Raw genomic sequence first — 16,861 nt, 5'->3', positions numbered from 1 at the left:
GTGCCAGATCACATACGAACGCCGGTAGGAGAAGCTGGTACGTCGTCTCGCCGCCCAGAGCGGGCGCCGAGCGGCTTCCCGTGCCCTTCTCTACGTAGCCGAGCAGTACGGCCGGTCATTGCCGGGGCGCGAACCGGCCGCTAACCATGGATGCAGCCCGGGGAGTTCACCGCTCCCGATCGGCCGAGCACCGCTCGCTCCGGCCGTCGCAGACCTCGTCGTGCGGCTCCATCGCGCCGCCGCCGGTCTCCGCGCTGTCCCTGTTGTCTCCGAATGGAGTTACTTCCGTATGCCCGCTCAGTCGCTGAACCCCGCCGCCCGTACCGTCCGGATCCGCAAGTTCTCCGTTTCCGCCCTGTGCGCTGCCGGGGCCGCTGCGGTGGCTCTGTCCGTCGCCCCGTCTCCCGCGCACGCCGCCGCCCCGGCACCGCGGAGCGTGGCCGCGTCGGCGCAGGTATCGGCGGCCGGCGTCTTCGCGCAGGCAGACGCCATCGCGGCGCAGGCGCTGAAGGCCGAGAAGGCAGCGAAGGTCGCGAAGGCCGAGAAGGCCGCGAAGGCTGAGAAGGCCGACAAGGCGGCGAAGGCCAAGAAGGCGGCTTCGTACCCGGACAACCTGGACGGCTGGATCCGTGAGGCCCTGGCCATCATGAAGGACGAGGGCATTCCGGGCAGCTACGAGGGCCTGCACCGCAACATCATGCGCGAGTCCGGCGGCGACCCCGAAGCGGCCAACGACTGGGACATCAACGCGCAGAACGGCACCCCTTCCAAGGGTCTCCTCCAGGTGATCCAGCCCACCTTCGACGCCTACCACGTCGAGGGCACGCCGAAGGAGCTGACCGACCCGGTCGCCAACATCACCGCGGCAGCCAACTACGCCGCCGACAGGTACGGCTCGATCGACAACGTCGACTCCGCGTACTGAGCGTCGCCGGCGACACGCACGGCACGACCACGTACGGAAGGGGCGTAGCAGCACATGCCGCACGACAGCGGGAACGAGACGCCCGAGCCCCCAGGACCCGTGAAGAACGGTGAAGGACCGCGAGCGCGCCGCCCCGGCAGGGCGCGGCGCGTCGCCGCCTGGTCCGCCGCGGGCGTGCTGGCGGTGGGCGGGACGGGGGCCGGCCTCCTCTGGTCGCACCTCAGCGGCAACGTGGACGGCGTCGACATCGACGCCGCCCTCGGCCACGACCGCCCCGGCGCCTCGCACGACGGCGCGATGAACATCCTTCTGCTCGGTTCCGACTCCCGGGCGGGGACGCACGGCGCGTACGGCCGGGACGCCGGCGGCGCCCGGTCCGACGCCGCGATGGTTCTCCACGTGGACAAGTCCCACCACAAGGCCAGTGTGGTCAGCATCCCGCGCGACACCGTGGTGAGCCGCCCCGACTGCCCGAAGCCGGACGGCGGCACTGTGCCCGGCGCGCGGCAGGCGATGTTCAACGCGTCGTTCCAGCTGGGTGGTCCCGGCTGCACGGTGAAGACCGTGGAGAAGATGTCGGGCGTCCGCATGGACCACTACCTCGAAGTGGACTTCGGCGGCTTCAAGAGGCTGATCGACGAGCTCGGCGGTGTCGACATCACCACCCGGCAGGCCGTCACCGACTCCCACAGCCACCTCGATCTGCGGCCCGGCAAGCACACGCTGAGGGGCGAACAGGCCCTCGGGCTGGTGCGGACCCGGCACGGGGTGGGCGACGGCAGCGACCTCGGCCGCATCCAGCTGCAGCAGGCGTTCGTCAAGGCGCTGACCCAGCGGGTCAACAGCCTCGGTCTGTTCAGCGATCCGTCGAAGCTGTACCACCTGGCCGACACCGCGACGAAGGCGGTCAGCGCCGACTCGGAACTGGCGTCCGCGGACAAGCTGCTCGGCCTGGCCCGGGAGCTCAAGGGCATCAGCCCCGACCACATGAACATGGTCACGATGCCGGTCGCCTACGATCCGCGGAACCCGTCCCGGGTGGTGCCGCTCGAAAAGGCCTCCCACGCGGTGTGGCAGGCCCTGCGCGCCGACCGGCCGATACCGCCGTCCGCGACCCACGACTCCGTCGGGGACAAGGGCGACTCGCCGGTGACAGGCGGCTCTTGAGCCGAGGCCGAAACCGAGGCCGGTCCCGCCGGACGCGGCGCGGGCCGGACGGCGCCGCCCGTTCTTCGCCCCGCCACCCGATCGGCCCCAAAGACCCGCCGGCCGCGTCGGTGTGCCGTCCCCGCGGGGAAGAGGTTGAGTGGGGGAGAGCGGCGGGAACGGCGGCGAACCGGCGGCGCCGGGCAGCGGCCGCCGGTCACGACGGAGGCGCACCCATGACGCACAGAGACGGATCGCCGCACCTGCGGTGCCTGGTCACCGGCGCCACCGGATACATCGGTGGCCGGCTCGTCCCCGAACTGCTGGACGCCGGGCACCAGGTGCGCTGTCTGGCCCGTACGCCGCAGAAACTGCGCGACCACCCCTGGGCCGACCGCGTCGAGGTGGTGCGCGGCGACGTCGCCGACGAGGAGTCGGTCCGCGCATCGATGCGGGACATCGACGTCGCGTACTACCTGGTGCACGCCCTCGGCACCGGCGCCGGCTTCGAGCGGACCGACCGCCGCGCCGCCGAGATCTTCGGGGAGCAGGCCCGCGCCGCCGGCGTCCGCCGCGTCGTCTACCTCGGCGGGCTGACCCCCCGCAACGTGCCGGCACCTGAGCTGTCGCCCCATCTGCGCTCGCGCGCCGAAGTGGGCGCGATCCTGCTGCGCTCGGGCGTCCCGACGACCGTACTGCGCGCGGCGGTCATCATCGGCTCCGGTTCCGCCTCCTTCGAGATGCTCCGGTACCTCACGGAACGCCTGCCGGTCATGGTCACACCCAGCTGGGTGCGCACCCGCATCCAGCCCATCGCCGTCCGGGACGTCCTGCGCTACCTCGTCGGCAGCGCGCTCATGCCCGACGAGGTGAACCGCGCGTTCGACATCGGCGGCGCGGACGTCGTCACGTACCGCGACATGATGCGCAGGTACGCCGCCGCCGCCGGGCTGCCCCGGCGGCTCATCGTCCCGGTGCCCGTCCTGACGCCCGGACTGTCCAGCCACTGGGTCGGTCTGGTCACTCCGGTGCCCCGGCAGATCGCCCGCCCGCTGGCCGAGTCGCTGCGCCACGAGGTCGTCTGCGACGAGCACGACATCGCCGCGTACGTCCCCGACCCGCCCGGCTCCCCGATCGGTGTCGACAAGGCACTCGTCCTGGCGCTCCAGCGGGTGCGCGAGACCCGGGTCACCACCCGCTGGTCCTCCGCGTCGGTGCCCGGCGCGCCCAGCGACCCGCTGCCCACCGACCCGGACTGGGCCGGCGGCAGCCTCTATACCGACCGGCGGGAGCGGACCGTCGACGCCACCCCGCAGGCCCTGTGGACGGTGATCGAGGGGGTCGGCGGCGAGAACGGCTGGTATTCGTTCCCCCTCGCGTGGGCCGTGCGCGGCTGGGCGGACCGCCTGGTCGGCGGTGTGGGGCTCAGGCGCGGCCGCCGCGACGCCCACCGGCTGCGGGTGGGCGACTCGCTCGACTTCTGGCGGGTGGAGGAGATCGACCGCGGCCGGCTGCTCCGGCTGCGGGCGGAGATGCGGCTGCCGGGCCTGGCCTGGCTGGAGATGTACGCCGAGCAGGACGAGGCCGGACGCACCCGCTACCGGCAGCGGGCCCTGTTCCATCCCCACGGCCTGCTCGGGCACGCGTACTGGTGGAGCGTCTCGCCGTTCCACGCCGTCGTCTTCGGAGGCATGGCCCGCAACATCGCCCTCGCCGCCGCCGGCGGGCCGGACAGGGGGCGGGCCGCCGAAGAGGAGACCGCGCGGTGAGGGCACCGCACCCGCTCAGCCCACCACCCCGCGGGCGATGCCCAGGTCCACCAGATCGTGGGGGCGCAGCCGCAGCAGGTCGGCGGTCTCCGGCACCTGCTCGGGGGTGCGCTTGAGGATGGCGGCGGCCGCCTCCGGGGCGATGACCGAGAAGTAGCTGTCGGGAGCGGCCCAGAGGTTGCCGGGCGCGGCCAGCGCGAGAGCGCCGCCCGACCCGCCCTCGCCGATGAGGAGGGTGGTGAGCGGTACGCGCGCGGTGGCCATCGCCCCGAACAGCTCCGCGATGGCGGCGCCCGCGCCCGCCCGTTCCGCCTCGGCGTCGTTCGCCGCGCCCGGGGTGTCGACGAGGGTGAGCACCGGAATGCCCAGCCGGTCGGCGAGGCGGACCAGGCGGGCGGCGGTGCGGAAGCCGGCGGGGAGCGTCGCGGTGCCGCACTGGGCGGCGTACGCGACGGCCCGGCCCTGCCGCAGCCCGAATCCGCAGCGCATGCCCGGGTCGGTGCCCCCGCACCGGTCCCCGCTGATCTCCTGCACCCGGTCGAAGTACGCGGCGAGGTACGCGTCGGCGCGCGGCCGTCGCGCGGAGCGGGCCCGGGCGACCGCCTCCCAGCCGGTGCGGGCGGGCGGCTCCCCCTTCGGGTGCGCGCGGAGCGGGCCGGGAGGCTCGGGCGGCCCCTCCCAGGGGGGCGCGCCCAGGTGGCGCAGCCACCGCGCCAGGGCGTCCCGCAGGTCCTCACGGCGTACGACCGCGTCGATCTGCCCGGAGGCGAGCTGCCCCTCGGCGGTGTACGCCGCCGGGTCGGCGCCCGGCGGCCGGACCCGCGACCCGGCGAAGCCGACCTGCGCGCCGGGCAGGGCCAGGATCACGTCCGCGCCGGCGCCGAGCGTCGCCCATCCGCCTCCGGTGGTGGGATCGCGCAGGACGGCGACCTGCGGCGCCCCGGACGCGCGCAGCAGCGCGGACTGGCGCGCCACGCGCTGGAGTTGGGCCAGGGCCCGCATACCCTCCTGCATCCGGCTGCCACCGGTGGCGATCAGGGAGACCAGCGGAAGACGCCGCTCGCGGGCCGCGGTGTACGCGGCCTCCAGGCGCTCGCCCGTGCGTGCGCCGAGCGAACCGCCGAGGAACCCGAACTCGAAGGACACGACGACCGCTTCCGTGCCGCCGATCGAGCCGGTTCCGCAGACGACCGACTCCCGCTCGCCGGTGCGTTCCCCGGCGCGGGCCAGGGACTGTCCGTACCCCGGCCACCCGATCGGGCCGTCGACGCCCGTGGACCGCTCCGGGCCCGGGGCGTCGGCCAGTTCGGCGAAGCCGGCCCCGTCCACGACCGCGGCGATCGCCTCGCGGGCCGTCCAGGTGTCAGCCATGCCGCAGCGCCCGCTTCACGATCTTCCCCATGTCGTTGCGCGGCAGCGTGTCCAGCAGGCGGACCTCGCGGGGCCGCTTGTGCGGGGCCAGCTGGCTCGCCACGTGCCCGGCCAACGCGTCGGCGGTCGGCGGGTTCCGCATGTCCGAAGGGACGATCCAGGCGACGATCCGCTCCCCGAGATCCGGGTCCGGCTCCCCGGTGACCGCCGCCTCCCGCACGCCCGGATGGTCGAGGAGGGCGTTCTCGATCTCCCCGGCGCCGATCTTGTAGCCGCCGCTCTTGATGAGGTCGGTGGCCTTGCGGCCGACGATGCGCACATAACCGTCCGGGTCCCGTGTCGCCATGTCGCCGGTCCGGAACCAGTCGCCGTCGAAGGCCGCGGCGGTCGCGTCCGGCCGGTTCAGGTACGCGGTGAACAGGTTCGGCCCCCGCACCTGGATCTCGCCGACGCTCTCGCCGTCGTACGCCGTGATCTCCTCGCCCGACTCCTCGACGAGCCGCAACTCCACTCCGTCGAGCGGCACGCCGACCGTGCCGGGCCTGGGCTCGCCGTCGACGCGGACGCTCGTGTTCATCAGGGTCTCCGTCATGCCGTACCGCTCGACGACGCGCCGTCCGGTCGCGGCGGCGATCCGCTCGTGGTCGTGCACGGGCAGCGCGGCCGACCCGGAGACCAGCAGGCGCGCGCCGGACAGTGCCTCGGCGAGCGCCGGGTCGCCCGGCAGCGCTTCGGCGATGCGGTGGTACATCGTCGGGACGCCGAAGAACATGGTGCCGTGGGCGGCCAGTTCACGGGCCAGGGCGTCCGTCGCGAACCGGCCGAGGTGGTGAACGGCGCCGCCGCGCCGCAGCGGCCCGAGGATGCCCAGGATCAGGCCGTGCACGTGGAACAGGGGCAGGGCGTGGACCAGTACGTCGTCCCCGGTCCACTCCCAGGCGTCGGCGAGCGCGTCGAGGGTGGCGGTGATCGCCCGGCGGGGCAGGACGGCGCCCTTCGGGGGCCCGGTGGTGCCGGAGGTGTAGACGACGAGTGCGGGGGCCCCGGCGGGCGGCTCCGGGGGAAGCGGCGCGACGCCCGTCGCGCGTACGTCGACGTCGACGCGCTCCAGCGCGTCGAGGACCGGCGGGAGCCGGTCCCCCGGGGCGGCCAGCACCCGGGACGGCGCGCTGTCCGCGACGATGTGCTCCAGCTCGCGCGCACCGGTCCTCGGGTTGAGAGGGACGGCCGGCACACCGGCGAGGAGCGCGCCGACCACGCCGACGGCGGTCTCCAGCGTCGCCGTGGCCCAGACCGCGACCCGCTCCGCCCCCCGGAGCCGGCCGGCCGTCACGCCGGCGGCCGCCGCCAGCTCGGCGTGGGTCAGCGACCGGTCGCCGAAACGCAGCGCCTGCCGGTTCGAGCCTGCGGCCAGGGCCGGAAAGAGAGAGGACACGCGTCGTACTCCTTGCTGTGCGGCAGCCGGGAACCAGGCGACCGACGATAACCGGGTGCCGGGGCCGCGGGTCGAAAACCGGCGACCGCAGGGCGGCGAAGGGCCCCGCGCCGATGCCTCGGATAAGGTGTTTCAGGAGAAATGCGCCCTCCCGGGGTTAGGTCGATGCGTTGGACACAAACCAGTCGTCGGGCGACACACCGGGACAGCCCCCGGGGGTTGTCGGGTACGCGGGCGTGCTCCGTGAGCTGCTGCCGATCGCCCTGTGGCGCGAGGACATGGACGGGCGGATCGTCGAGTGGTCGCTCGCCGCGCGGGACCTGCTCGGCCACCAGCCCGAGGACGTCCTGGGCCGGTCCGCCGCGGCCCTGCTGGTGCCCGACGCCAACCGGGCACTGGCCGATCGGCTGACGCGGCGCGTGCAGGCGGGTGAGACCGTCGTCGGGACCCTGCCGGTGCGCCATCGCGACGGTCACGACGTGACGATGGAGATGTGGATCGTCCCCGCAGCCGACCCCCGGGGACGGCCCGGCACCCTGCTGATCGCCGTCGAGACCTCCGAGGTCCTGCACATGCGGGACTCCCTGGCGGCCCTGGAGAGCCTCTTCACCCAGTCGCCCATCGGCCTGGCCACGCTCGGCCCGGACCTGCGGTTCCTGCGGGTCAACGACGCCCTCGCCCGGATGAACGGCGTCCGTGCCGACGAGCACCTGGGCAAGCGGCTCACCGAGGTCGTGCCCGGCGTCAACGCCACGGCGCTGGAGTCGATGATGCGGCAGGTCCTGGACCGGGGCACCCCCGTCGTCGACGCCCGCAGGACCGGCCGTACCCCCGCCGACCCCGACCGCGAACGGACCTGGTCCTGTTCGTACGCCCCGCTGCTCGACAACGCCGGCCGCCGGCTGGGGCTGATCGCCTCCCTGATCGACATCACCGAGGGCCAGCAGGCGCAGATCGAGGCCGAACGGGCCCGGCACCGCTTCGCCCTGCTCGCCGAGGCCGGCACCCGGGTCGGCACCACGCTGGACCTGCGGCAGACCGCCGAGGAGATCGTGCAGCTGCTCGTGCCCCGGTTCGCCGACTCGGCCGACGTACAACTGCTGGAAGAGGTCCTCGAACCGGACGAGGCCGCCGCGTCGACCCGCGGCATGGTGCGGCGGATGGCGGCGGCCTTCCCCGACCCGTCCGCACCCACGGCGACCCTGGTGCCCGGCACGACCTCCCGGATTCCGCTCGGCTCGCTGTACGAGCGCGTCATCGCCGACGGGCGGCCGATGAACCTGTACCAGTCCGACGTCCCGGCGCTGATCACCGACCCCCGGGCCGACAGCCTGCGCGCGTACCTCATGACCCTCGGCTCCGCGCGGCTGATTCCCCTCGTCGCCCGCGGCAGGGTGCGCGGCGCGGTCGTCGTCACGCGCGTCCGCAGCCGCGACCCGTTCGACGAGCAGGACTGTGTCCTCCTCGACGAGCTGGTCGGGCGCGCCGCGCTGAACATCGACAACGCGCGCATGTACACCAGCCAGCGGGCGGCGGCCCTCACACTGCGGCGGAGCCTGACGAACAGCGCGCTGCCCGACGTGACCGGCCTCGAACTCACCGGGCGCTACCTGCCCGCCAGCGACCACGCCGTCGGCGGCGACTGGTTCGACGTCATCGCGCTGCCGGACGGGAGGACCGGCCTGGTGATCGGGGACGTGATGGGCCACGGGATCCACGCGGCGGCCGTCATGGGGCAGCTGCGCACGGCCGTGCGCACCCTCGCCCGGCACGGCATCGCCCCCGCCGAGATGCTCCGCTCCCTCGACGCCGTCGTGGCCGACGTGGGGGAGGACGAGATGGCGACCTGCGTGTACGCCGTCCACGACCCGGTGGCCGGGGAGTGCGTGATCGCCAGGGCGGGCCACCCTCCGCCGGCGGTGGCGCGGACCGGCGGGGACCTCGCGTTCCTCGGCGGCTCGCCGGGCGTGCCGCTGGGGACCGGCGGACGGGACTTTCGGACCCAGCGGGTGGCGCTGCCGCCGGGCAGCCTGCTGGTGCTGTACACCGACGGTCTCATCGAGGCGCGTGACCGGGACCTCGACGAGGGCATGGGCAAGCTCGCGCAGGCACTCGCGCGCCGGGACCGGCCGCTGGAGGAGCTGTGCGACAGCGTCCTCGAACAGTTGCTTCCCCGCCCGGCGCTGGACGACGTGGCGGTGCTCCTGGCGCGCACCCGGGGGACCTGAGCCTCAGACGGTGTCGATGTCGATCTCGTCGATGTCGAAGAACCCGAGGAGTTCCTGCTCCGGCTCTCCCGAGTCGCCCGGCAGCGCCTGCTCGGCCCAGATGACCTTGCCCCCCGACGTGTACCGGGTGCCCCACCGCTGGCTGAGCTGCGCCACCAGGAACAGTCCCCGCCCTCCCTCGTCCGTGGTGGCGGCGTAGCGCAGATGCGGTGAGGTGCTGCTCGCGTCGGACACCTCGCAGGTCAGGGTGCGGTCACGCAGCAGCCGCATCCGCACCGGGGCGGAGCCGTAGCGGATGGCGTTGGTGATCAGCTCGCTGAGGATCAGCTCCGTACCGAACGCGAGAGCCGACAGATCCCATTCGTCCAGCTTCTTCGCGGCGACGGCCCGCATCGCGGCGACCGCGCTCGGTTCGAACGGCACGTCCCATTCGGCGACGCGGTCCGGGCCGAGTGTCCGGGTACGGGCGACGAGCAGAGCCACGTCGTCCCGCGCACGGGCCGGCAGCAGGACGTCGAGGATCGCCCGGCAGCTCTCCTCCGGGTGCCGGTCCGGATGGTCGCTCAGGGCCGAGCGCAGCAGCTCCAGGCCCTCGTCGATGTCACGGGTGCGGTCCTCGATCAGACCGTCGGTGTAGAGCACGAGCTGGCTGCCCTCGGTCAGAACCAGCTCGGCGGTCTCGAACGGCATCCCGCCCAGCCCCAGCGGCGGCCCGGTCGGCAGCTGGACGATCTCCACCGGCCCGTCGGGACGGACCACCAGCGGCGGTGGGTGACCCGCCCGTGCCATGACGCACCGCCGGGACACCGGGTCGTACACGGCGTACAGACAGGTGGCGCCCAGCATGCCGTCGTCGTCGGCGTCCGCGCCGTCCTCGCCGTTGTGGTCGATGCGCTGCACGAGGTCGTCGAGCCGGGACAGCAGTTCGTCGGGCGGCAGGTCGAGGGACGAGAAGTTGTGGACCGCCGTGCGCAGCCGCCCCATGGTGGCCGCGGCGTGCAGTCCGTGGCCGACCACGTCGCCGACGACGAGAGCGACGCGGCTGCCCGACAGCGGGATCACGTCGAACCAGTCGCCGCCTACCCCGGACTGCGCGGGCAGGTAGTAGTGCGCCACCTCGACGGCGCTGTGCTCGGGCAGGCCGCGCGGCAGCAGGCTGCGCTGGAGCGCTACGGCGACGGTGTGCTCGCGGGTGTAGCGGCGGGCGTTGTCGATGCTCACGGCGGCCCGCGCGACCAGCTCCTCGGCCAGGGACAGATCGTCGTCGTCGAAGGGTTCCTGCTTCTCCATGCGCCAGAAGTTGACCAGTCCGAGGACGACGCCCCGCGCCTTGAGGGGCGCCGTGATCAGGGAGTGGATCCCGTAGTCGATGATGCTCTGCGCCACCGGCGGGTCCTGGGCGTACCACCCCGGTGCGTCGGACAGGTCCGGCACCAGCTCGGCCTGGCCGCTGCCGAGCCCGCGGGCCTGCGGAGTGGACGGGAGGAAGTCGATCAGCTTGCCGCGCGGATAGAGGGGCTGGTCGTCGCGGATGCCGCCGACCGCCGTACGCCGCAGGTCCGCGCCCGTGCCCGTCGGCTCGTCGCCGTGCAGCACCTGGTCCGCCAGATCGACGGTCACGAAGTCCGCGAACCGGGGTACGGCGACGTCCGCGAGCTCCTCGGCCGTCCGCCGCACGTCGAGCGTGGTGCCGATGCCGATCCCCGCGTCGTACAGCAGTTGCAGGCGACGGCGCGCCGCGTCGGCCCGGCCCGTGAGGACGCGCATCTCGGTGGAGTCGCGGATGGTGACCGCGGACCCCTCCGGCTGGCCGTGGGGCTTGGTCGGGCGCTGGTTCACCACCAGCAGCCGGTCCCCGGCCGAGAGGACCTCGTCCGTGGCCTCCCGGCCCGACAGCAGGAGGCCGGCCATCTGCTGGTCGAGGTGGGGGAGCTGCCCGACGTGCCGTCCCTCCGCGTCGGGCGGAAGGCCGAGCAGCCGTTTCGCCTCGTCGTTGGCGAGCAGCAGGCGGCCGTCGCCGTCGGTGATCAGGACGCCCTCCCGGACCGCGTGCAGGACCGCGTCGTGGTGTTCGTACATACGGGTCATTTCGAGGGTGCCGAGCCCGTGGGTCTGCCGCCGCAGCCGCCTGGCGACCAGTGCCGTGCCGGCGGTGGCCACGGCCAGGGCGGCCGCGCTGACGCCGAGGATGACCGGGAGCTGCCGCTCGACCACGCCGCTGACGTTCTGCACGGTGAGACCTGCCGAGACCAGCGCGACGACCTCGCCGTCGGCGGAGGTCACCGGGACGACGGCCTGGATCTCCTGGCCGAGCGGCCCTTCCACGCTCTCGGTGTGCACCCGGCCGGCCAGGGACGGTTCGATCGTGCCGACGAACCGTTCGCCGATCCGGTCGGGCTGGGGGTGCGTGTAGCGGATTCCGCGGGTGTCCATCACCACGATGAAGTCGACGCCCGCCCGTTTACGCGTCTCCTCCGTGAGCGGCTGAAGGATCTCGGACGGGTCCGGGGCCTTCAGCGCCTCCTGGAGTCCGAGCGAGCGGCCGAACGTCTCGGCGACCGCGACCGACCGGTTGCGGGCCTCACGTTCGCCGTCGTGGCGCGACTGGAGCACGAGGGCCAGCACGGCACCGGCGGCGAGCAGCAGCACGACCGCCACCTGGAGGACGAAGACCTGCCCGGCGACGCTTCGCGGGCGCTTCCTGGTCAGTGACCGCACCGACCCGCCCGGCACGAGGTGAAACGATCGACCACAGTCTCATTTGTACCCCCGCGTCGCTCCGGCAACCAGGCAGTGCGCGGACGCGGGGGTACGCCGAGGCGCTCGCGCGGCGGGTGAGCCGTGTCTCACCCGGGCCGTGCCGCTTGTCTATGCAACGAGTTGCATAGAAGGATCGGGGCATGGCGCTCGAACACGCGATTCTCGTCTCCCTGCTGGAGAAGCCGGGCTCCGGCTACGAGCTGGCCCGGCGGTTCGAGCGGTCCATCGGGTACTTCTGGAACGCCACCCACCAGCAGATCTACCGCGTCCTCAAGCGGATGGAGAGCGACGGCTGGGTCGACGTCCGCGAAGTGCCGCAGCAGGCACGGCCGGACAAGAAGGAGTACTCCGTCGCCGCCGCCGGCCGGGCCGCGCTCCGCGGGTGGCTGAACGAGCCGATCGAACCCGAGAGCGTCCGGCACGACCTCGCCGTGAAGATCCGCGGCGCGGCCTTCGACGAGCCGGCCGCGCTGATCAGCGAGGTCGAGCGGCACCACCAGGCCCACACCGACCGGCTCGCGCACTACCTGGCAGGGGAGCGGCGTGATTTCACCGGCCCCGAGTCGCCCGGGCCACCGGACCCGGGCCGCGAGCTCCAGCACGTCGTCCTGCGCGGCGGTATCGCGTACGAGCGGATGATGCTCGCCTGGCTCGACGACGTGCTCGCCACCCTCCACCGGCTCGCCGCCGACCGCTGAGCGGCGCCGGCGAGCAGTCCCGCACCCACCCCACCCCTCAAGCCGGAAAGGCGAACACCCATGGCCGACCCGCTGCTGTTCAACCCGCGCACCTACGACCCGGCGCACTTCGACCCGGAGACCCGCAGGCTGCTGCGCGCCACCGTCGACTGGTTCGAGGACCGCGGCAAGCGCAGGCTGATCGAGGACTACCGCTCCCGCGCCTGGCTGGCGGACTTCCTCGCGTTCTCCGCCAAGGAAGGTCTCTTCGCCACCTTCCTCACCCCCTCCGCCGCCGCCGAGGGCCAGCGGGACAAGCGCTGGGACACCGCCCGGATCGCCGCCCTCAACGAGATATTCGGCTTCTACGGGCTCGACTACTGGTACGCGTGGCAGGTCACGGTCCTCGGTCTCGGCCCGGTCTGGCAGAGCGACAACGCGGCCGCCCGCGCCCGCGCGGCCGAGCTCCTCGGCCAGGGCGAGGTGTTCGCCTTCGGACTGTCCGAGAAGTCGCACGGCGCGGACATCTACTCCACCGACATGCTGCTGGAGCCGGACACTGACGGTGCCGGAGGGTTCCGCGCCAGCGGCTCGAAGTACTACATCGGCAACGGCAACGCCGCGGGGCTCGTCTCCGTCTTCGGCCGCCGCACCGACGTCGAGGGCCCGGACGGGTACGTCTTCTTCGCCGCCGACAGCCGCCACCCGGCGTACCACCTGGTGAAGAACGTCGTCGACTCCTCGAAGTACGTCAGCGAGTTCCGCCTCGACGGCTACCCGGTCGCCCCCGAAGACGTCCTGCACACCGGACGCGCCGCCTTCGACGCGGCCCTCAACACCGTCAACGTCGGCAAGTTCAACCTGTGCACCGCCTCCATCGGCATCTGCGAGCACGCGATGTACGAGGCCGTCACCCACGCGAGCAACCGCATCCTCTACGGCCGCCCCGTCACCGCCTTCCCGCACGTGCGCCGTGAGCTGGCCGACGCGTACGTCCGGCTCGTCGGCATGAAGCTGTTCAGCGACCGCGCCGTCGACTACTTCCGCTCCGCCGGGCCCGACGACCGCCGCTACCTCCTCTTCAACCCGATGACGAAGATGAAGGTGACCACGGAGGGCGAGAAGGTCATCGACCTGATGTGGGACGTCATCGCCGCCAAGGGGTTCGAGAAGGACACCTACTTCGCCCAGGCGGCCGTCGAGATCCGCGGGCTGCCCAAGCTGGAGGGGACGGTCCACGTCAACCTGGCGCTGATCCTCAAGTTCATGCGCAACCACCTGCTGGACCCGGCCGAGTACGCGCCCGTGCCGACGCGCCTCGACGCGGCGGACGACGACTTCCTGTTCCGCCAGGGCCCGGCACGCGGCCTGGGCAGCGTACGGTTCCACGACTGGCGCCCCGCCTACGACGCCTACGCCGCCGTGGCGAACGTCGCCCGCTTCCGCGAACAGGCCGACGCGCTGTGCGACTTCGTGGCCACCGTCGCCCCCGACGAGGAGCAGAGCCGCGACCTCGACTTCCTCCTCTCCGTGGGCCAGCTGTTCGCCCTGGTGGTGCACGGGCAGCTGATCCTGGAGCAGGCCCGCCTGACGGATCTGGACGAGTCCGTCCTCGACGAGCTGTTCTCCGTCCTCGTACGCGACTTCTCCGGACACGCCGTCGAGCTGCACGGCAAGGACTCCGCCACCGAGCAGCAGCAGCGCTGGGCGCTCGACGCGGTCCGGCGCCCGGTCGTCGACGAGGCCCGCGCGGCCCGGGTCTGGGAGCGCGTGGAGGCGCTGGCCGGGGCGTACGAGATGGCGCCGTAACAGCGGCCGGGCGCGCACCGGGACGCCCGGCGACCGGTCACCCGCCGGAGCCGGCCCCGCCCGACGGGGGAGACGGCCGGCGCAGCACGGCGTCGACCGCCTCGGCGATCGCCCCGCTGTAGCGCACGATGCCCGGTGAGCGCACCGGGCACGGGCGCGGCGTCTTCGTCGTCGGCGCGAGGCAGAAGTGCAGGTGGTCGTCGTCCCGGTGCAGCGGGGCGAGCCCGTCGCGGCAGTCGCCGGGGCGGGCCCGCTCGGCGTCGGTGCACGGCAGCCGCTGCGCCCAGGTGTAGCGGCCGCCCGCCGGGCTCACCTCCCGGCCGGCGTCGGCCACGGCGTCCTGCCCGGCGTCCGCCTGCTCGCGGTAGATGGTGTTGACCCGGCGGGACCGGTCCGGCGAGAAGGCGTCGGGAGCCTGCAGCACCCAGACGATCGTCGGCCGGGGGATCCCGGCGCCGCGCGCCGCCGCCGCGATCTGCGCCGTGAGTTTCTTCGCGTCGGCGGCGTACCGCGTGTAGTAGCGCGCGCCGCCGCCCTGCGGGATCCCGTCCATGCAGGGCGTGTACGCCCAGGAGTTGCCCCAGAACTGGAGGACGACGACCTGCGGCCGCTCCGACCTGACCAGGGCGGCAGCCTTGTGCCCCGGTGGTACGAGGGAGTCGCGCGCCGTCCCCTCCAGGTAGTCGCACAGCGTCGTACCGGAGTACGGCCTGCTGTGCACGGTCGCCCGCCCGCCGGCGAAGACCCGGTCGGCCAGGACCCGCCGGCTCTCCATGGCCAGCGAGTCCCCGAGGTACAGCACGCCCGCCCGCTCGCGGGGCGGCTGCTCCTTCGGCGAGGTGCCCGGGGCCGGGGCGGGCGGTTGCGTCCCCGGCCGGGCGTCGCCCCGCGGGCCTGGGACGCTCGGCGGGGGAGCGGCGGCGGTGGTGGCGTCCGAGGGGTCCGAGCATCCGGTCGCCCAGGCCAGCGCCAGCACGGCGAACACCGCCAATCGTCGGCACCTCACGCGCACCCCTCCCGCCGAGTGACCCCGGTGGCCCTGGTGACCCCGGTGACGAGGCACCACACTGGACCCGGGAGCGGCAGAGGTCCAGACGGCGTACGCGCCACATCGCGCTGCGGTCAGCTCGGGTTGGCGGCGTGGGTGAGGGTCTCCCAGGCGACGAACAGGTCGTTCGAACCGGCCGGCCGGCCGCGCTCGGTGAGCGTCCGTGTGTTGCTCATCGGGTAACCCATGCGGTCGCTCAGGGCGTTGAGGCCGACCTCGGTGACGGGGCCGAGGCCCCGGTGCAGCGTGCCGCCGCACAGCCAGGACGGAGGCGCCTCGCCGAGTTCGTACTTCGCCTGGAGGCCGAGGGCGTGGCGCAGGCGCTCCGCCACCTCGGGGGAGAGGTCCTGGCCCTGGATGCGGCTCGTCTCGGCGATGTGGCCGATCGCGGAGAGGCCGTAACCGGTGTGGGTGAAGTCGCGGCAGGTCTCCTGGGTGAGGCCGTTGACGAAGGTGGTCTGGCCCTGCCAGTACCTGACGATCTCGTCCCGCGTGTCGAGGCCGGATCAGGCTCCTGCGGGAGACGGCACGTGTGAGGCGGCATGCGCGGTGCGGAGGCGACGCCCCGAACAGTCCACCCGCGCGCGGCGATGGTCTTGCTCCTGCTGCCGGTGTACGGGCTCTCCGCCCGGCCGGTCGTCGCGGGGCTCGTCCTCTCCTCACTCATGCTGCTCGTACGCGACCTGCTCGCCGGACTGCACGCGGTGCCGAGGAGACCCGCCAGGCGGCGCGGGGCGTGGGGACGGGACGGTCGGGCCGCTGCCCGCCGTCGAACTGCCCCTCGCGCTCCCTGCCGCGACGGCCGGCCTGCGCATCGCCACCGTGTCCGCCGTCTCCCTCGTCACCCGGCGGCGGCCACGTCCGTCCCTCGGGCGCGGAACCGGAACGATTGGTTCGCCGCTTATTCTGCGCGCATGACGAGCGAGCCGACGCAACAGCCCCAGCAACTGCAGCCGATGCCCACCGACTGGCAGCGCGCCCTTGCCGTGGTGGCCCACCCGGACGATCTCGAGTACGGGTGCGCCGGAGCCGTCGCCGGATGGACCGACGGCGGCCGCGAAGTGGCGTACCTGCTCGCCACACGCGGCGAGGCCGGGATCGACGGCCTGGAGCCCGACACGTGCGGCCCGCTGCGCGAGCGGGAGCAGCGGGCCAGTGCGGCGGTCGTGGGGGTCACGACGGTCGAGTTCCTCGACCACCGGGACGGCGTGATCGAGTACGGGACCGCACTGCGCCGGGACATCGCGGCCGCCATCCGCAAGCACCGTCCCGAACTGGTCATCACCCTCAACCACCGCGACACCTGGGGCGGCATGGCGTGGAACACGCCCGACCACCGGGCGGTCGGCCGGGCCACCCTGGACGCGGCGGGCGACGCCGGGAACCGCTGGATCTTCCCCGAGCTGGCGGCGCGGGGGCTCGCCCCCTGGGACGGCGTGCGCTGGGTCGCCGTGGCGGGGTCCTCGACGCCCACGCACGCGGTGGACGCGACGCCGGGCATGGAGCGGTCCGTACAGTCGCTGCTCGAACACCGCGCCTACATCGAGGCCTTGACGGACGAGGACCCCGAGACGTACTGCCGCACCTTCCTCGGCCAGAACGCGCAGCGGTCGGCGGAGCGTTTCGGCGGGAAGCCGGCTGTCACCTTCGAGGTCTTCAGCCGCTGAGGAGCCGCTGAGGCCGCGGAGCTCGG

At 73.5% G+C, this 16,861-nt stretch carries 11 protein-coding genes and 2 pseudogenes; 8 read left to right on the top strand and 5 right to left on the bottom strand.

What is annotated here, in order from left to right:
• Positions 1-289: 289 nt before the first annotated feature.
• The 3 genes from IE185_RS10585 (at position 290) to IE185_RS10575 (ending at position 3,840) form a co-directional block, all read left to right on the top strand.
• A complete protein-coding gene (locus IE185_RS10585) occupies positions 290-925 on the top strand; it encodes a transglycosylase SLT domain-containing protein (RefSeq protein ID WP_138894581.1) in 636 nt (211 codons plus the stop codon).
• A 54-nt stretch (positions 926-979) separates the two neighbouring features.
• Entirely contained in the window at positions 980-2,092 is a 1,113-nt protein-coding gene (locus IE185_RS10580; protein WP_138894580.1) for an LCP family protein, read from the top strand.
• Positions 2,093-2,307: 215 nt separating this feature from the next.
• Positions 2,308-3,840, top strand: coding sequence for an SDR family oxidoreductase (locus tag IE185_RS10575; protein WP_138894579.1), 1,533 nt, complete (start codon positions 2,308-2,310; stop codon positions 3,838-3,840).
• A gap of 15 nt (positions 3,841-3,855) precedes the next feature.
• Here the strand turns inward: IE185_RS10575 and IE185_RS10570 are convergent, their stop codons facing one another.
• Both IE185_RS10570 and IE185_RS10565 read right to left on the bottom strand, forming a co-directional pair.
• Positions 3,856-5,211 carry a carboxyl transferase domain-containing protein gene (locus IE185_RS10570; RefSeq protein ID WP_138894578.1) on the bottom strand — a complete coding sequence of 452 codons (1,356 nt, stop codon included), beginning with the start codon at positions 5,209-5,211 and terminating at the stop codon, positions 3,856-3,858.
• Positions 5,204-6,646, bottom strand: a complete 1,443-nt coding sequence (locus tag IE185_RS10565; protein ID WP_138894577.1) for an acyl-CoA synthetase — start codon at positions 6,644-6,646, stop codon at positions 5,204-5,206. The genes IE185_RS10570 and IE185_RS10565 overlap by 8 nt, the downstream gene beginning before the upstream one ends.
• A gap of 170 nt (positions 6,647-6,816) precedes the next feature.
• Here IE185_RS10565 and IE185_RS10560 point away from each other — a divergent pair, with 170 nt between their 5' ends.
• Positions 6,817-8,874, top strand: a complete 2,058-nt coding sequence (locus IE185_RS10560; protein ID WP_138894576.1) for a SpoIIE family protein phosphatase — start codon at positions 6,817-6,819, stop codon at positions 8,872-8,874.
• A gap of 3 nt (positions 8,875-8,877) precedes the next feature.
• Here the strand turns inward: IE185_RS10560 and IE185_RS10555 are convergent, their stop codons facing one another.
• Complete coding sequence (locus tag IE185_RS10555; protein ID WP_189715028.1) at positions 8,878-11,592, bottom strand: SpoIIE family protein phosphatase; 2,715 nt, start codon at positions 11,590-11,592, stop codon at positions 8,878-8,880.
• Between the two features lie 182 nt (positions 11,593-11,774).
• Between IE185_RS10555 and IE185_RS10550 the strand changes: the two genes are divergently transcribed.
• Both IE185_RS10550 and IE185_RS10545 read left to right on the top strand, forming a co-directional pair.
• On the top strand, positions 11,775-12,332 hold the full coding sequence (locus tag IE185_RS10550) for a PadR family transcriptional regulator (protein ID WP_138898871.1): 558 nt from the start codon (positions 11,775-11,777) through the stop codon (positions 12,330-12,332).
• A 60-nt stretch (positions 12,333-12,392) separates the two neighbouring features.
• Complete coding sequence (locus IE185_RS10545; RefSeq protein ID WP_138899143.1) at positions 12,393-14,120, top strand: acyl-CoA dehydrogenase family protein; 1,728 nt, start codon at positions 12,393-12,395, stop codon at positions 14,118-14,120.
• A 37-nt stretch (positions 14,121-14,157) separates the two neighbouring features.
• On the opposite strand, the gene IE185_RS10540 is transcribed toward IE185_RS10545, so the two are convergent.
• A complete protein-coding gene (locus tag IE185_RS10540; RefSeq protein ID WP_189718869.1) occupies positions 14,158-15,105 on the bottom strand; it encodes an SGNH/GDSL hydrolase family protein in 948 nt (315 codons plus the stop codon).
• 137 nt (positions 15,106-15,242) lie between these two features.
• A pseudogene (locus IE185_RS10535) lies at positions 15,243-15,674 on the bottom strand (alginate lyase family protein); the annotation flags it as partial.
• 72 nt (positions 15,675-15,746) lie between these two features.
• Between IE185_RS10535 and IE185_RS33075 the strand changes: the two are divergent.
• Positions 15,747-16,014, top strand: a pseudogene (locus IE185_RS33075) (ABC transporter permease family protein); the annotation flags it as partial.
• 68 nt (positions 16,015-16,082) lie between these two features.
• A complete protein-coding gene (locus IE185_RS10530; RefSeq protein ID WP_138898062.1) occupies positions 16,083-16,835 on the top strand; it encodes a PIG-L deacetylase family protein in 753 nt (250 codons plus the stop codon).
• The last annotated feature ends 26 nt before the right edge of the window (positions 16,836-16,861 follow it).

The organism is Streptomyces chryseus (genome assembly GCF_014650755.1).
Lineage (GTDB): Bacteria > Actinomycetota > Actinomycetes > Streptomycetales > Streptomycetaceae > Streptomyces > Streptomyces chryseus.
Note: the sequence above shows the minus strand (reverse complement) of the source record. Positions and strands in the feature narration are given on the sequence as shown.